Genomic DNA, 16,226 nt, shown 5'->3' on the forward strand with positions numbered 1-16,226 from the left:
CCCCACATTTCTTCCCGTACCGACGGATCCGGTGGATCCGCCGTCTACAGTGGAACAAGTTATTCCCCCTGTGATCGAGTTGCCCTCGAATGTGCCGACGGACGCATCGGACATCCCTCCCTTCGTTGTACCGCTTCCACTTCCGCCTGGTTCGTCATTTCCACCGTTCCTGCCTCCGATACCAATCGTACCGCCGCTGGGCCCCAGTCACCCTCCGGTAGATCCGCCGCCGGTTATTCCTCCTCCGCACCGGCCGCCTCCTCCGATGTCTGTGCCAGAACCACAGTCTCTTCTGCTATTGGCTACCGGGCTCGGTGTGTTGATCGGTGCTTGCCGGAAATACAACCGATAAAGTTAGAAGAGTTACATGAGCTAGTTGGACAATCGTTGTGATCTGCTCACCGTGACGCCATCTGAGTCCCCGACCTTGTTGGCAAGGCTATGAACGGACTTGTGTTACTTGCGTTTCCGGGTTCGCGCAAAAGCTAAGCGGCGCGCCAGACATGTAGCGGCGGATTTCTTCTCCAGCGATATGAGCTGCTTTCTCCGCGGCCTGCTGTGTGCCTCCCGCAATGTGAGGGGTCATCACAAAGTTTTGTAGCCGCAGGAGAGGTGAGTCTGTCGGGATGGGCTCGTCTGGGAACACATCGGCTGCGGCGGCGAACAGATGCCCTGATTCCAACGCCTCTTGAAGAGCGTCGTAGTCCAACAGACTGCCCCTGGCGCAGTTCACGAGAACGCTTCCGCGCGGCATGAGGCTGATTTGTTTTCGTCCTATCATCTTTCGCGTTTCAGGGGTTTCTCGTGCGTGGAGCGATACCAGCCTTGAGCGCTTTAACAGATCTTCAAGGCTGGTGATCTCGACGCCGGGGTCGGGAGGAGTTTTGGAATAGGGATCGTAAACGAGAACTTTTGCTCCGAAGCCCTGAAGTATTTTGGCTACGCGACTGCCGATGGCTCCGTAGCCGATCAGACCACAGGTTGAGCCGTTGATTTCAAAGCCCGCTGTTTCGTAGGTGTATGTCCCGATCCATTCGCGATTCCGAATGCCGCGATCGGTGAAGGGGATCCTTCGCAGCGCTGCGAGAGCCGTCGCCACGGTGAACTCCGCAGTCGCGACGGCATTTCTGCCGGGGGTGAAACCGATGGTGATCCCTGCTGCAGTTGCGGCTTGCAAGTTTACGTTTACGGGACCACCTCGGCAGACGATGAACAGCTTCAAATCCTTAGCGTGCGCAATGATTCGCTTAGTCAGAGGCGCGTGATGTACCACGCAAACGGAGACACCTTGCAGGAGATCAATCATCTCTTCTTCGGAGCCTGATGCTTCCCGGACTTCCGCGATATCGCGAAACGGCTCGAGAGGGAAGGGCGTGGTCCCCTGGACGATATCGAATGAACGGCGTGCATCGCCGAGGCCTTGAAGCATAAGGTTCGGAGTGATGAAGTGATCGCCCATTAGTAAGAGTTTTTTCGGCATGAGTGCTTGTCACCTAGGTACTGTTGTAATTGGGACGTTGAATGACAACAGAGAAACTGAACTGTTATCGATTATGAGTTCGGTAATGGCGCCATTCTGGAGCAAAGGAAATCTCTCGCGATACAAATGGAGCGGTATTCCGAGCAGCTTGCAGACGGCAAGGCGGAGCACAGTATTGTGAGCCACAACGAGGTGGCGAGCATCGGCGTGGCCGGAGGCAGCGATCTCGTACAGGGCCGAGACGGTCCTTTCGGCAGCTGCGACCGGATCTTCTCCCCCGGGTAGGTGATGCGCTACCGGGTCCTGGCGGAAGGCAGCATATTCGGCAGGGAATTGCTGCTTCATGTCGGAGGCGGTAAGGCCTTCGCCTCGGCCGAAGTCGAGCTCTTTCAGGCGATCGTCGATCTGTAATTTGAGACCGGTGCTTTCACATGAAGGCTGGGCAGTCACGACGGCACGCTTGAGCGGAGACGACCAGATTGATGAGAGTGCCGCCTTCGCAGCCCATCCGGCTAGTTGTTCTGCCTGGGACAAGCCTTTATCAGTGAGGGCAATCTCGGTGAGGCCTGCGTACCTGTTTTCCGCGTGCCATACGGTTTCCCCGTGGCGAACGATGACAACGCGGCTCATGCGAATGCGCCTTCGAGAGAGAATTTGCCAACGTTCTCCGGCAGCCAGCCTCGTTTTACCAACTCGGTGATAAGGGTGCCATAGGATCCAGCATATTCAGAGAAGTCGCGGTTCGGAGTGACAGACTCACTTGAATGAACCATTGCTGTGGTCGCTTCGCGAAGCGAGGAACGGTGAGCTGCAGCCAGAATACACATTCCGAACGCTGGTTCGGTTACCTGCGGGATCGTCAGTTCGCGCTGAAGAACATTGCTGCGAATCTGGTTCCATGCCTTGCTGCGGGTAGCTCCTCCGCTGATGCTGATCGTGCCGCCGAGATCGGCGCCCAGGTATCGAGCGTAGTCGAATGACAGTTTTTCGATGAATGCCACGCCCTGGAGAAGCGCGAGATATCGATCTGCGTCGGGAATTGCGCCTGCCTTAGGGCCGACAGCAAACGAGTGCGCTTCCGGCGCCGCGAAGGGGAATCGCTCTCCGTGACCTGCTAGCGGATAAATCACAAGAGAAGACGGAGATGCGTTTTCGACGGCGCGGCTAAGAGCATCCAAGTCGGCATCTTTCAGTTCAGCCGTCAAAACGCCGGCACCGGTGCTGGAAGCACCTCCGGGTAGCCAGAAGCTATCGGGAGAACGGTGGGAATACATCACTCCGAGCGGGTCGCGCAGGAGATATTTCGTGACACCCTTTAGGACGAGCGTTGTTCCGAGAACTGAATTCCAGTTCCCCGGCTTGGTTGCGCCAGATGCGATCTGCGCTGCGCAACCATCTGTCATACCTGCAAAGATAGGGGTGCCGGCGGGAAGGCCGGTTTCGTCTGCTGATGATTGGCAGATGCTACCTATCATCGTGCCGGGGCCTACCACGTCAGGTAGAAGATCAGTTGAAATGTCGAGTTGATCGAAAATCGAGGAAGGCCAACTGGAACGGACGAGATCGAAACCGGTTTTCAGGGTGTGGCTGCTGTCGGAGGCTAGAATATGACCCGCAAGTTGCGCGTTGATGAAGTCATTCTGGTGTAGAAGCTTTGCCGAAGCAGGGAAGATATTGTTTCGGATGAGCCACAGTAACTTCGGCAACGCCCAGGATGGTTGCATGCGATAACTGAGCTGCGACCACAGGCTGGCACCGATTTCATTCACACGAACGGCTTCGTCTTTCGCGCGTCCGTCATCGTACATCAATCCGTTGGTTAAGGGCCGGCGCTGATCATCGACGATGAGGATGGTGCCCGAGGTACTGTCTACTGCAATGCCCTCGATGTTAAAGGCCTTCCCGGATTGTTGATGTAACTGCTGTATTACGGAACGACAGCAGATGACGGTCGCTTTCCACCACTGGAGAGGATCCTGTTCGTGGCGCACGCCATCTCTCATGCTGGTGAGTGGCGCCGATGCTGATGCGACGACATCGCCTTGCAGGTTAGCGGCCAGCGCACGGACGCTCTGAGTGCCAAGGTCGATTCCGATGAACAGCGACTCTGTCATTTCCGGCCTGCCTGCAAATGCCACTGAGGTGCGGAGAGAGTGCGCACTTCACGGAACAACTGGTAGCGGCGATCATAGTGAATGCGCCACTCGCGGGACGGTCCGAATGACGCGGCCGTCTGGATATGTTGCCGGATACCGTCTGCGCTGCTCGCGATTTCACCAGTGGCTGAGAGGCCGAAAACGTAAGCACCGCGCGCACCGGTCTCGGTATCGCGCGGACGAAGCACTTTTACTCCAACTACATCGGCAATCATCTGGCACCAAAAATCACTTTGTGCGCCGCCACCGCAAACTCTCACTTCCTGCAAGTCTTCGTTGTATGCGTTTTCTAAGCAGTCACGAATAACGAAGGATAGACCTTCATACACGGTCCTCGCCAGATGAGCGCGGTCGTGCGCCAGAGTGAGTCCGTGAAATGAGCCCCGAGCGGAAGAATCGAGGAACGGGGCTCTTTCTCCTGCGGGCGAAAGGTAAGGAAGGAAGAAAGGTCCGTCCCTGGTCGGCTCGGATGAAGAAGCCAAAGCGTCTAGCTCACTTGGAGTGGAGCAGGAAAACGTTCGGGCTGCCCAGTGCAGTGATTCGCAACCAGTGAGGGTCGGCATGGCACGAAGAAACTGCCTACGGCCAAGCGCGATTGTTGTGCCGGCGGGAGGGCCATCAAGATTTAACGACGAGAGAATCACTTCACTGCAGATCGTTGTCCCGAGAATGACACAGGCCTGTCCCTGGGATACGGCTCCGGAGCCAAGGGCGGTTGCCACGATATCGTAAGGCGCCATCACGACAGGAATTCCCGCAGTGAGACCAAGCTGCTGAGCAATACACCCGGAGAGCGGTGCTACCACTTTCCGACCAACTGCGATAGGCGGAAGGAGTTCGGCGAACGCTTGTGCCCCGTAGAGCTCCAACAGTCGAGGTGAGTACTGTTCCGCGCGAACGTCGCTGAAGGGGTTGGAGGCGTCGGACAGATCTGCGGCCAGTTCTCCGGTAAATCGGTAAAACAGCCAGCCATTACAGGTAAGAGCGGACTTCGATTTCGAGATCGTGCCTGGCTCGTGTTTGCTCAGCCAAGCCAGAATGGCATTGGGAAGGCCGGCATACGATAGGGACCCGCTGAGACGGAATGCCTGGTGAAGCACTCCATTGTCGTGCCATTGCTGCACGATGTCGGCTGCCCGCCCATCGTTCCAGAGGATGGCGTTTCTAACGGGAGAGCCTTGGGAATCGATGAGCCAGCAGCCATCACCCTGGGCGGTGGTGACGATTCCCCGGATCGGTTCAGAAACCTTTTTATTAATGGCGTGGACGGAAGCTAAAACCGCGTTCCACGTGCCGTTCATGTCCTGCTCGGAAAAACCGGAATGAGGCCTGAGGACTTCGCTGGGTTGCCGTTCCATTGCCAGTTCCGATCCATCATCAGCAAAGGCAACGGCTTTTATGACGCTAGTTCCGGCATCGATCGCGATCCAGGCCATGGGTACACTAGGCCTCAACAGGCACGGTCGATTGTCCCTGTTCTGCTTCTGTGGGCTTGTGTGTCAGGGTCATGGCTAGTGCGCCGCTGATGAGGTGCAGAATAGCGAAAATCCAGATCACGCCGATCTCACCCAGAGGAATGAGGAAGAGCGCGACGACGGCCGGTCCGGCCCAGACGCTCACTCCAGCTCCCAAGTTCAGAACCGACATGGCAGCTCCGCGACGGTCCGGCGCAAGCCAAGGCGTGAGCGCCGTAAGTGGCACATATCCGGCTAGCATGGCACCGTAAAGTCCGGCGGCGATCATCACCATCTGCGTGTGCGCTGGCCCGGCATTGGCAGGAACGTAGTACATGAGCAGTGTGGCGATCGCGGTGCCAACACCTCCGAAGGTAGCAACGGTGCGTCGCCATCCAAAACGGTCTCCGATGAGTCCGAAAGCAAGATTGCAGAAGATGTTCGATGTGAACATTACCGTTAGAACGTTGAGCCAGGCCGACATCTCAAACCCGAGCTTCTTGGTGAAGAAGATGGGCATGAATACCAGGAATCCCCATTGGGATGCGGTATTGATGGCGCGAACAATTGCCGCGACGCCTACGCGAGGAACCCGAAAAGCGAGGGTGACACTGGTGAGCAATGTTGTGATGGGCCGTTCCTCACGCGCGTGTTCACTGGGGCCACCGAGGGGAGTGCGTACCAACCCGAGCAAAGCAATGACGCCACCGACTAATACTATGGCGAGTGCCGCCCAGAGGGTTTGATAGGCACCGATCCGAGGCATCAGAACGCCGGCGACGACTGTTCCCAGCGTCGGTAAGCCTCCGGTGAATGCGAACCAGAACCAACCTGCGGCACTGCTCAGCCGTTCGCGTGGAGTAACACGCGTTACCCATACGAGGAATCCGTAGGCGAAGAGCGGATAACCGAAGCCACGGGCCGCATAGAAAGCGAGCATGGCAGGGTAGCGATTCGGTGCGATGCCGGCGAGCAGGAATCCGACCTGTGCGATCGCCCAGATCAGCAGACCAGCGAACATCACCCGACGGGTGCCCAAGAGATCTGAAAGAGCGCCAGAAAACCAGGCTGCTATGGAAGCCGTGACACCATAAACCGTGAAAAGAAACGCGACGGCCTGAATATCGATACCGCGGTCAACCAGGTAAGCGGACAAATAGCCCGACTCAACCCCATCGCCAATCATGAACAAGAGAAGACCGGCATAACCGATTGCCAGAGTGGAAGGAATTCCTAAGCGATCAAGCCAAGTGCTACGAGTTTCAGTGGGGTGGATTGATTCGGCCATGATCTTCTCCGGTTCAGAGTGTTTGCTGCGACGTGAGAAAAAAGCGGCTATGGAATCTCAACTGTGAATGCCGCTTCGATAAGCATCCCGGTTTGGAGGTCTACTCCGTACGCACGGCGATTCGGCGGATGAGTCCCGAAGTATTCCCGATAAACTTCGTTCACTGCGGGGATGTCGCGCACTACCTCCTGCAGGTAAAGCCGGACGGATGCGACTGCGGTTTTCTGAACTCCGGCTGTTGCGAGGAGTTCGTCAAGCTGGCGAAATATCTCGCGCAGTTCCGCTGTTACTCCGCCGGAAACAGGCTTCGACTCGCCGGGAGCGATGCCAACCAGCACGGCTTCCATGACTTTTCCGGAATGAATGACAGCAGCACTGAATGGAAACGTAGGACTTGTGCGTAGAAACTGCATAATCGCGACTGTATCCAGCGGCGATTGTGAGGGTCAATTTAGAAAGCGAAACCGTCCACAATGCTGGACGGTTCGCATTGGCATGAGAAAGTCTCAATAAGCAGAGCGCGAATTGCTCCGAGTCCGATTAGGGCTTGGAATAGAAATCGCGGACAGCCTTAACCACAACGTCGGGATGATCGGTAGCGAACGACATTGCCCCGAGGTCCAGCAGTTGCCAATACACTTCAGCTTCGTTCACGTCCCAAGGCAATATTTGAAGAACGATATCGTGGCGACGCAACTCGTCCCCGGTTGCACGAATGAACTTACGCGAGAGGTTGAAGGGCTCGGCACTGCTCTTGTCAGGATTCAAACGCACGTGCAGTTGAAGTTGCGTGATGCCTTCGAAGTTCGCGGCGCTGAGTTCCTCGATTCTCTTCTTGAGTGCGGCTTCGGTGCCACCCATCCAATTGAGCGTCTGTGCCTCCGGTACTAACTTCTTGAAGTCGCGGAGCAGTTGGTAGTTGGTGGTAGCAAAGACAATCTGCCCGGCGACTCCGTTTTCCTTCACCTCGGCGGATAGTTGGTTCAGATCAACATTCTTGATGTCCAGATAGAGGTGGCGTTCCGGCCTTCCACGCATGAGTTTGAAGACGTCAGAAATCCTGGATACGCGCCGGCCTTCAAACTGTTCGCCTTTCCAGCCGCCGACGTCGAGTTTCGATAACTCGGTGAACGTAACGTCCTGAACGCCTTTGTTTCTTAAATCCGGTGGTGCATTCTTTACGGTGCGTTCGAAGGTGGCATCGTGAAAGGCGACAATGACGCCATCTTTTGTAGTTCGCAAATCGGATTCAGGCCACGTTCCGAGTTTCCAAGCGAGTTCGAAAGCCTCGATGGTGTTCTCGGGAGCCAATTCGCCGGCGCCCCGATGGCTCTGAATGATGAACTGCTCGACGGGAACGTGGCCGCGAACCGTCCACTGGGAATTAGAAGTTGCACTTTGATCTGCACTGGCATTGGGAGCAGTGATACAGATAACCGAGACGATAAAAATCAGCAGCTTTAATCGACGATCGATGCTTGCAGGGCAAGAGGACTGGCGCCGTTTCATATGGGCGACTGTATCCAGCCGCGATGACGAGGGTCAATGTGCAAGAAAAAACCGTCCAATGTTCTGGACGGTTCGTACGTGCTTATCTCAGTGAATCAGTCGTCATCATCGTCCCGACCCATTGAAGCAGGGAACACGTTGTGCTTGGGCTCGGGCATTTTTGTGTCGCCCTTGCGGTCCCGCCAAAGAATCGAATTTAGGAGTTGAGCATCGATCCCGTCTGCATGACGGAAATTCATCGCTGCGGATTCCTTCGCACCGGGCGCATTCTTCTTGTTTATGACATAGATAAGACCGTTTTCGCGATTGCGATAGTCTGCCTTAAATGCGGGCTGATTCCCCGGGCCGCCGAACAATGACGCCATGATTGGAGCTCGAGCGTCGTTGTTGTTCATTGGCGGGAGACCGAGAACCACTTCCATGGTGTGGATGAGGTTAACAGTGGTGTAGAAGCCGGACTCGACGAAGGGTTTTTCTTTCGAGCCCGGAGAGTATTTGGAAATGATGAATGCCGGACTACGATGAGCGTCAACGTGGTCGACTCCATCCTGCGCGTCGTCTTCAAGGACGAAGATCGCTGTGTCATCCCAGTAAACGCTACTGGAGATTGCCTCTACAACACGTCCGAGGGCGAGATCGTTATCGGCCACCGCGGCTGACGGACTTGGCGCACCGACTTTAGTTCCACTGGTGTGATTGTTGGGTAGCCGCAAGGTGATGAATTGCGGCATGGGATCGCGCTTTGTTTTGTTGCGTTCCGTAACCCAGGAGTTGAATTCAACCAGAAATTCGTCTGCGCGCAGTTGGTCGGGGAAATCCATACGGAAGTCTGGATAATTAGGATCGTAGTGGTCGCGGAGTTCCGGTTTGCTGGGAATATTCTCAGCGAGGATGGGCACCGGCCAGGGATAAGGACTCTTGCCTCCGCCCCAACGTGCCGGGAGTGGCTCACCGAAGTTGATATGCGTCTTCGTGCACGTGACCGGCTTTGACAACGGAGTCCCTTCCTGCGGAGCCTGCCAGCCACGCTCTTCACCACACCATCGAGTTCTTACGTACTCACCGTAATGACGGTAGGTCTTCTTATTGCGAGCGAGATTGGTCCAGATATAACCGCTTCCCGGTTCATTCACATCCGGAATGCCGATAAGGAGAGGGAAGTCGTTGCCAACCTCACCTTCATAGTCGTAGGTGCGCTCGGCACTGCGATAGGCAATCTGCCAGGTTTTCTCCGTGTAGTCGCTGCTGATTGCGGCGGTGGACCAGACGTGTCCGTTGCCCGAGATTTCGCCACTCACGTAAAAATTGTCGAGCACACCAAACTGCCGCGCCAGCGCGTGCTGGTTTGGCGTGATGTCTTCACCGTACATCGTCAGCGAAGGGTCACCTTTGCCGACACCAAGATCGCCGAGGATCTGGTCGTATGTGCGATTTTCCTTAATGACATAGATGACGTGCTTGATCGGATTCTTTCCTTTTTTGAACGGAAGCTCGCCGACGTCTTCGTTCATCCGATTGCTCTCAACCACTTCCGCAGTGAGCTTGTCTAAATCGTTCATTGCTCCGGCTAACTTCACCCGAGCGAGAGAACCCTTCACCAGGGATGCGATATAGGTGTATCCCTTGGAGTAGCCAGGCTGCCCGACCTTGCGAGGAATGTTGTTGGGGCCTGTGCCTACACCTTTGCCGGTGGTGATGAGCAGGTCGCCAGCGACGATATCAACGGCCGTCGGATACCACTCGGTCGGGATGAACCCAGAGGCTTCCGGCATGCGACATGCCTTCGTCTTCGATGTGGCCGAGCACTTTCTATTGATTTGAGCGAGCGGGAAAACCGAGACGGAGTTGCTGCCGGAATTGGCGACAGCCAATGTCGCACCGTCGGACGAGACCGCAACCGAGTTTGGATATGCTCCCTGGTATTTCTGGTTTGGCAATCGCGTTGACAGATAGCCGACGACAGTGTGGCGAACGGTATTAATGACGGCGACTTCGTCTTTGGTCGAAAGGGCAACGAAGAGGAGTTCTCCGTCATGCGAGAGCGCCATCGCGGTGGGATGCGATCCTGAACTGGTTGGTGAATCGCCAGGCCGCAGCTTGTAAGAGCGCTCAACCTTTTTCGACTCGAGGTTCATCTCGGTGACCGTGGATGCGTTCCATAAACTGACCCAAGCCCGCTTGCCATCGGCGCTTGCCACGACTCCGTAGGGATATGCGCTCGGCACATAGTGCGAGTTGCTGACATCAAACCGCGAAGTGATCTTTCCGCTGGCGGCATCCATCAGTAACACGCAATCGGAAAGGTTGTTTGCTACGAGCAGTTGATCGCCGGCCCCTGTATTCACGACCGTAATTTCGGAAGGGAACGGAACCAGGCTGCCGGTCGGTGCCGATTTGTGAATGGATCCGCGCTCTTTCGAAGCCAGTATTGGCTGAGTCGGGATTTTGATAAATCGTTGAGGGGTGAGTTTCCCGCTCTCGATTGCGTATACGGCGATGCCGTTGCCGGTACTGCGATCGGGATGCTTGGTCCCATCCGGGTCGCTAAGTGAACTGAAGGGAACGTAAAGGTACTTGCTGTCGCTACTCCAGGCAAGGCCGAGGAAGAGCGTTTGTTTCGATCCGGGGCCCAGCCTGGGGTCAGTGAATCTTGTCACCTCGTTCGATTTGAGGTCCAGCAGCGAGACGCTTTGCCGGCCTTCTGTATCGGCTGTCCCGAATCCTGCTTCCAATATTGCGGCGAATTTCTTATCAGGACTTACTACAACATTTACGGGGAACGCGCCCATCGGTACCGGGTCACCGGGGATTTCCCCAAGTAGGAACTTGCTGGTCGGAAGCAGGATTCTTTGACGAAGAGGCTTGCTTCCCAGAACCGTCAAACAGAACAAAATTATGCATCCGAAAATTGCCAGGATACTCCACCGTTTGAGGCCTTTAGGAAAGATGAAACTTTGCACGAGATCTCCTATTCGATTCGAAGTTGCCGTATCGCAAAGGTGAAGACAACTTCAACATAAAGGAAGGGCGTTCAGCAATGATTCAGAAGACCCGAGCCTGTGAGCATTGCGGAAGCGGTGAAAAAAATCGTCCGGCACGGGGGAGGCTCTGTGCCGGACGATCGACATTGCAGCAATTACTTTCCGAGTTGCAGGAGGACACCTTGTCCTGGCGCGAGCCAGAAGTACTTCGGGTTATACGGGGTTACCTTGCCCGTACGCGCAGAGACGTAACTCACCGAAATCGGCTTGCTGGTGTATTCCGGATTGCAGTGGATCGAATGCGTCAGGCTCTTGTTGACGATCAGGGCGTAACGCGTGCCATCCTTTGCGGTGAAGTCGCCTACTACAACTTCGCCTTTCGGCATGCTCTTCACAAGGGATGTTTCCGAAGGTCCGTGATTCTCGGCCGGAATCTCGCCACCGATGTGGTAGACGTCATCGGTGCGTAAGGACTGGAATACGGGAGCGATATTCTGAATTTCGCGGTTCAGATCGCGAAGCCAATCCCAGGTTGGAGTTTTCTGCTCGAACTGATCAAGCGGGCCACCGCGCCAGTTGCCGAGATCGTCGGCGCCGAGGATCGGCAGTTCTTTCGAGATGAACTTGTAATACGAAATGCCGTTCACTCCGTATGCGAGAGAGGACCAAACTTGAATCCGAAGATCGGCAGGGCTCAGTTCCCGATATGCCCAGTGCGGGGAACTGAGAACGATGTTCCAGAACGGAAGCTTATGCTTGAGCGCAGCGCTACGGACCTGGGCCAGATTTTCCCAGAATAGGTTATCGAGAGTGCCGCTACCGTTCGGTTCGTAAAGTGAATAGCGATCATAAGAAAGCGCAGTGGGATGTGACACCTGGGCGAAGTTCTCCAGGTACTGGTCGTATTTGGCGCCCTTGCCGGGGAATAGATTGATATAGGGCCATTTTCCGGGCGCAAGTTCCTTTACTGCTGCGACGGCCTTGGCGAGCTCCGCGAAATCACGCTCTGGGGGCTCATCTTTGATGTGGATTCCATAGAGACCTTTCGGATTGCCGATTTCTTTCAATACCACAGGCAAATTCTTCCGAAACTGATCGCCATCGAAGGGCTTGGTCCAGTCTGATCCGGAGAGCCTGGAATCGAAGAGGATGCAATGGAGGTTCAGGCGACCACATGTTTCGAGCATCTTGGCAGGAACAAAGGCGACAGATGTAATTCCTGCGTCACGCATTGATTGCAGGATCTGTGGTTTGTCCACATAGTCCCACGCCATGAATGGGAAGCGAGCGTCATGGGTACCTTGTGCGACGACCGGTGTTGAAGCCCATGCAGCGATTAGCAGAGCGAGCAAGAGTTTGCGCATAGCTACCTTTTATGCAGATGTTTGTTTCGCCGACCAGAGTTTTTGCGAAACCGTCCATTATGGTGAACAAATAGTTACATAAGAGCGGTGGAGTTGTGATGCGGCTGAAGTGCACGTTGGCGAGCGAGCCATAAGAGAGAAGATCCGGCCAGCACCGCGACGATGGAAGTCCATTTCATCAACTCCCCAATTCCTCCGTGGTTCCGCATGACTCCGGCAACGAGGATGGCTGCGCCGGCGCCGAGACCGCCTGTCATGTTTACGAGTCCTGTTGCGAGTCCAAAACTTTCATGTCCGACGAGGTCATGCAGTGTCGCGAACACGTTCGCAACAAAGAAGCCCGAGACAATGCCAAACAACACTGCTGCGACTTTAAGCCAGATCAGCGAATGAGTGACAAAGATCAGCATGCAGAATGGCGAACACACAATCAGCCCAAATGCAGTTGTTTCCAGTCTACCTTCAGAACGCCGGAGACTGACGTAGTCTCCAGTCCACCCGCCCAGGAGGACACCAGCAGCGGCACCGGCTTGAAGATATAACGTACCGGTAATACCGCTGTTCGTGAGATCGAGGTGAAAACGATCGTGAATGAAGGTCGGTGTCCAGGCATAGAGGACCCAAAGCATGGCGCAGAAGGTAAAGAACGCAAAGGAAACGATGTGATATTGCCGCGAGCGCATCAGGACCCAAAGAGATGATGCTCGTTCGGAGTCTTTCCCAGGCCGCTCAAGCCGGATATTCCTGAACTGCCATATCAGGAAACAGGCATAGAGCAGACCAATCATGGTCATCGACGCATATCCTTTACGCCAGCCTATGTGCTCGGCCGACCAGCCTCCGTAATAACCACCTAAGCTGATGCCGATGAACTGCGCGAAGCCATGGATCGACAATGCTCGTGATCTGGTTCTGGTGTGCAGATCGGTAATCATTCCGATAGCGGCGGGAACGTATAGCGATTCGGTCAGCCCCATGGCGACGCGAGAGATAAGCAGTTCGGTGGCATTGCGACTGAGAACGGTTCCGAGACATGCAGTGCTCCAGAGAGCAAGTGCAGCGACGATAAGTTTGGGGCGTGATACTCGGTCAGCAACCCATCCCGACAAAGGCATGGAAAACGCGTAGGTCCAGGTGAAGAGGCTTCCCGCCAATCCCATTTCTAACCCGGAAAGAGAAAGGTCCTCTGCAATCCTGGGGAATGCGGAAAACAAGAACTGGCGATCTATGTAGTTGATGGCGAAAGCAACGGAAAGCAGTACCACGACGTACCACGAGTGTGATCGCCGCTTCGTTTCTGAAATTGAGGAAGGACTGGGCAAGAGGTGACTTTCCCAACAGGGGCACGTTAGCCTGGCGACAACAGGATAGGATGGATGATTCTAGGACCGTGTATTTCTTCCAGCATTATGGACGCACGTTCGAAAGATATTGCCCGCACCAATCCGGACGGGAAAGCATGACGATGAGGAGATTGAATGCGTTTGCAGGGTAAGAAAGCGCTTGTCACCGGAACCAGCACCGGAATCGGACGAGAAATTGCGAAATGGCTCACGCGCGAGGGCGCAAGTGTCGCCGGAGTCGACTGGGATGAGAGTGGTAACCAGGAAACGGCGCGGATCATCCAGTCTGCCAAGGGTTCATTTCAGGCACTCACCGCAGATGTCAGCAAAGGTTCAGACGTAGAGCGTGTATTTGCCGCCGCAGGAGCGCTGGACATCCTTGTCAACAATGCTGCCTCGGCAAAAGGCGACGGTGCCATTTCGCAAATCACAGAAGAGGCATGGGACGAAGTTCTAGCCATCTGCTTAAAGAGCGTGTTCCTGTGCACGAAAGCGGCCCTTAAGACAATGGTTCCCAAGCGTTCGGGTGCGATTGTGAACCTCAGTTCGGTAAATGCTCTTTCCGGTATCAACCTGAGTGCCTACACCGCCGCGAAGGGTGGCATCCTCTCACTGACCAGGCTGATCGCGGCGCACTACGGCGGATACGGGATCCGCGCAAATGCAATCTGCCCGGGTACGATCTTGAGTGAAACCTCAGACGAGTATTACAACGCGCATCCGGACATCAAGGCCGAGTTGACTGCGCTCTATCCAGCAGGGAAATTCGGCAAGGTCGAGGACATTGCCGCGGCAGTCGTTTATCTGGTTTCCGACGAATCCACCTTCATCAATGGGACGACACTGACAATCGATGGAGCGTTATCCGCAGTGCATCGGCTTTCCGTCGCCACGCCAAAACTGCCGTAACTTAACACTTCGACAACTGATATGAATCTCATCGGATACGTTTCTGACGAAGACTATCTCGCATTGCCTGACGTTCAAGCGGATTTCGAGTCTGCGAACGGAGGGCAGATTTACCTGTTGCGTTCGTCTGCGCGTGGCGCATTTTATGGCGACGTCCCGGATGGCAGCTATCGAGTGACGTTATCGAAAGCAGGCTACGGAGCGAAATGGGTGAACTGCGAGTTGAAGAAGGGCAGTCCTTACCAATTTCGGCTCCTTAGCGATTCGGTGTACGGATACGTGTGGCCGAAGTGGATCCGCTCGGGAGAGCAATCGGAGATTCGCGTTCACAGTCCGGAGCAGTATCAGTTGAGTCTTTGGCGTTACGGACTCATCAAGGAACATGTTCAGACGCTGAGTTGGTTCGACGAGCATGGCCCACGCGCGACCGTGCAGGTCACACCGGACGGAGACTATTCGCTGACGGGAGTTAACTGGAATCGGTACGGATACCTGGCTGTGCATCCTCAGCAGGTAATTGTCGCTCCTGAAAAGTCGGGCTTGTATTACCTGTGGGCGCGAACAGTATCGGGCAGAATGTTTTCGTTTCCGTGGGTGGTCGCGCCGAAGACGCCAAAATCTAAGATCGCCGTTCTGGCGTCCAGCAACACGTGGAATGCGTACAACAATTTCGGTGGTCGATCCAACTATGTGAATCCGGCGGGGCTTCCTCCCACGCCAACGGTCAATGCGAGGCTCGACCTGGCCAGGTATACGGACCTCACCGGTCCTTGGTCACCGCCTGATGCGGACTACAAACCTCTCGCGTTTGAACGGCCCGAAGTTGGCAACCACATATTTGACAATGATCCGTGGTCGGACACCTCGATCAAAGATCCGATTAAGGGACGTGTGCAGTCTGGACAAGCACCGGGGGAATGGCGGCTACTAGGCTGGTTGGAAGAGCAAGGATTCGAATACGACTATTATGCCGAAGCACAGTTGCATGACAGCACGCTTGATCTGGATTCGTACAAACTCCTCATCATTTCTGTTCATCCGGAATATTGGACCCGAGCCATGTATGACAGGGTTGAGCGCTGGGTACGCGCAGGTGGGCACCTAATGTACCTGGGCGGCAACGGCTTGAATTGCGAAATAACCATCGAAGGCGACATCATGCGGTGTTTGTCGCACGATGACACCAAATCTCCGAAGAGCAATCATGACTCAAGGATGCACCGGACCTTTCGGTCTGAGGCTGCGCTCCTCGGAGTTGCGTTTACCGATCCGGGGGCGATGACCGCGGCTCCATACCGCGTGTTGAACGAGACACACTGGGTCTATTCTGGAACTGGCCTTAAGAAGGGTGATCTGTTCGGCGAACACAGCCTTCACGAACGTGTCCCGGGCGGAGCATCGGGCCACGAGACGGACAAGATAACAGCCAGTTCACCGCAGAAGATCGCTCACCTTGCAAAAGGAACGAATGCGAACGAGGGCGGAGCTGATATGGTGTATTTCGAATTGGATAAAGGGGCTGTCTTTTCAGTCGGCTCTATCACATGGGTCGCCTGCCTCTTTCCGGATGAGAGTGTTTCCCGCATAACTCGGAACGTGATCGAGCGGTTTGTTGGGTCGAAGTAGTCCAAGGCTGTTTCGGTTCCGGCGTTATTTTCAGGCCCGTCCCGTAGGTTGAAATTCCATCCAGCTATGTGGACGGGACCAACTTCCCGCTACCCACCTGTGTTGAAATCTGCGTT

12 protein-coding genes are annotated in these 16,226 nt (G+C 55.2%); 2 read left to right on the plus strand and 10 right to left on the minus strand.

Annotation, left to right across the window (positions count from 1 at the left end; translation table 11 throughout):
• Positions 1-439 precede the first annotated feature (439 nt).
• From VN577_01905 to VN577_01950, 10 genes are all read right to left on the minus strand, one after another.
• Positions 440-1,480, minus strand: coding sequence for a 2-hydroxyacid dehydrogenase (locus tag VN577_01905; GenBank protein ID HWR13554.1), 1,041 nt, complete (start codon positions 1,478-1,480; stop codon positions 440-442).
• A gap of 9 nt (positions 1,481-1,489) precedes the next feature.
• Positions 1,490-2,110: a histidine phosphatase family protein gene (locus tag VN577_01910; GenBank protein ID HWR13555.1), complete on the minus strand. Its 621-nt coding sequence runs from the start codon at positions 2,108-2,110 to the stop codon at positions 1,490-1,492.
• The gene (locus VN577_01915) at positions 2,107-3,594 is read right to left on the minus strand and encodes an FGGY family carbohydrate kinase (GenBank protein ID HWR13556.1); all 1,488 of its coding nucleotides are present in this window, start codon (positions 3,592-3,594) and stop codon (positions 2,107-2,109) included. Before VN577_01915 ends, VN577_01910 begins: the two co-directional genes overlap by 4 nt.
• Positions 3,591-5,072, minus strand: a complete 1,482-nt coding sequence (locus tag VN577_01920) for an FGGY-family carbohydrate kinase (protein ID HWR13557.1) — start codon at positions 5,070-5,072, stop codon at positions 3,591-3,593. The genes VN577_01915 and VN577_01920 overlap by 4 nt, the downstream gene beginning before the upstream one ends.
• Before the next feature lie 7 nt (positions 5,073-5,079).
• Positions 5,080-6,378: an MFS transporter gene (locus VN577_01925; GenBank protein HWR13558.1), complete on the minus strand. Its 1,299-nt coding sequence runs from the start codon at positions 6,376-6,378 to the stop codon at positions 5,080-5,082.
• 47 nt (positions 6,379-6,425) lie between these two features.
• The gene (locus VN577_01930) at positions 6,426-6,791 is read right to left on the minus strand and encodes a RidA family protein (protein ID HWR13559.1); all 366 of its coding nucleotides are present in this window, start codon (positions 6,789-6,791) and stop codon (positions 6,426-6,428) included.
• A gap of 127 nt (positions 6,792-6,918) precedes the next feature.
• A complete protein-coding gene (locus VN577_01935) occupies positions 6,919-7,887 on the minus strand; it encodes a glycerophosphodiester phosphodiesterase family protein (GenBank protein ID HWR13560.1) in 969 nt (322 codons plus the stop codon).
• Between the two features lie 95 nt (positions 7,888-7,982).
• Positions 7,983-10,847 (minus strand): bifunctional YncE family protein/alkaline phosphatase family protein, encoded by a 2,865-nt coding sequence (locus VN577_01940; protein HWR13561.1) that lies wholly within the window; start codon positions 10,845-10,847, stop codon positions 7,983-7,985.
• Between the two features lie 176 nt (positions 10,848-11,023).
• Entirely contained in the window at positions 11,024-12,232 is a 1,209-nt protein-coding gene (locus VN577_01945; GenBank protein ID HWR13562.1) for a hypothetical protein, read from the minus strand.
• Positions 12,233-12,306: 74 nt separating this feature from the next.
• Positions 12,307-13,497 carry an MFS transporter gene (locus VN577_01950; GenBank protein HWR13563.1) on the minus strand — a complete coding sequence of 397 codons (1,191 nt, stop codon included), beginning with the start codon at positions 13,495-13,497 and terminating at the stop codon, positions 12,307-12,309.
• Between the two features lie 213 nt (positions 13,498-13,710).
• Between VN577_01950 and VN577_01955 the strand changes: the two genes are divergently transcribed.
• Both VN577_01955 and VN577_01960 read left to right on the plus strand, forming a co-directional pair.
• Positions 13,711-14,484 carry an SDR family NAD(P)-dependent oxidoreductase gene (locus tag VN577_01955; protein HWR13564.1) on the plus strand — a complete coding sequence of 258 codons (774 nt, stop codon included), beginning with the start codon at positions 13,711-13,713 and terminating at the stop codon, positions 14,482-14,484.
• Between the two features lie 21 nt (positions 14,485-14,505).
• Positions 14,506-16,110 (plus strand): N,N-dimethylformamidase beta subunit family domain-containing protein, encoded by a 1,605-nt coding sequence (locus tag VN577_01960; protein ID HWR13565.1) that lies wholly within the window; start codon positions 14,506-14,508, stop codon positions 16,108-16,110.
• Positions 16,111-16,226 lie beyond the last annotated feature (116 nt).

This window comes from Terriglobales bacterium (assembly GCA_035561515.1).
In the GTDB taxonomy this organism is placed as follows: Bacteria; Acidobacteriota; Terriglobia; order Terriglobales; family Acidobacteriaceae; genus DATMXP01.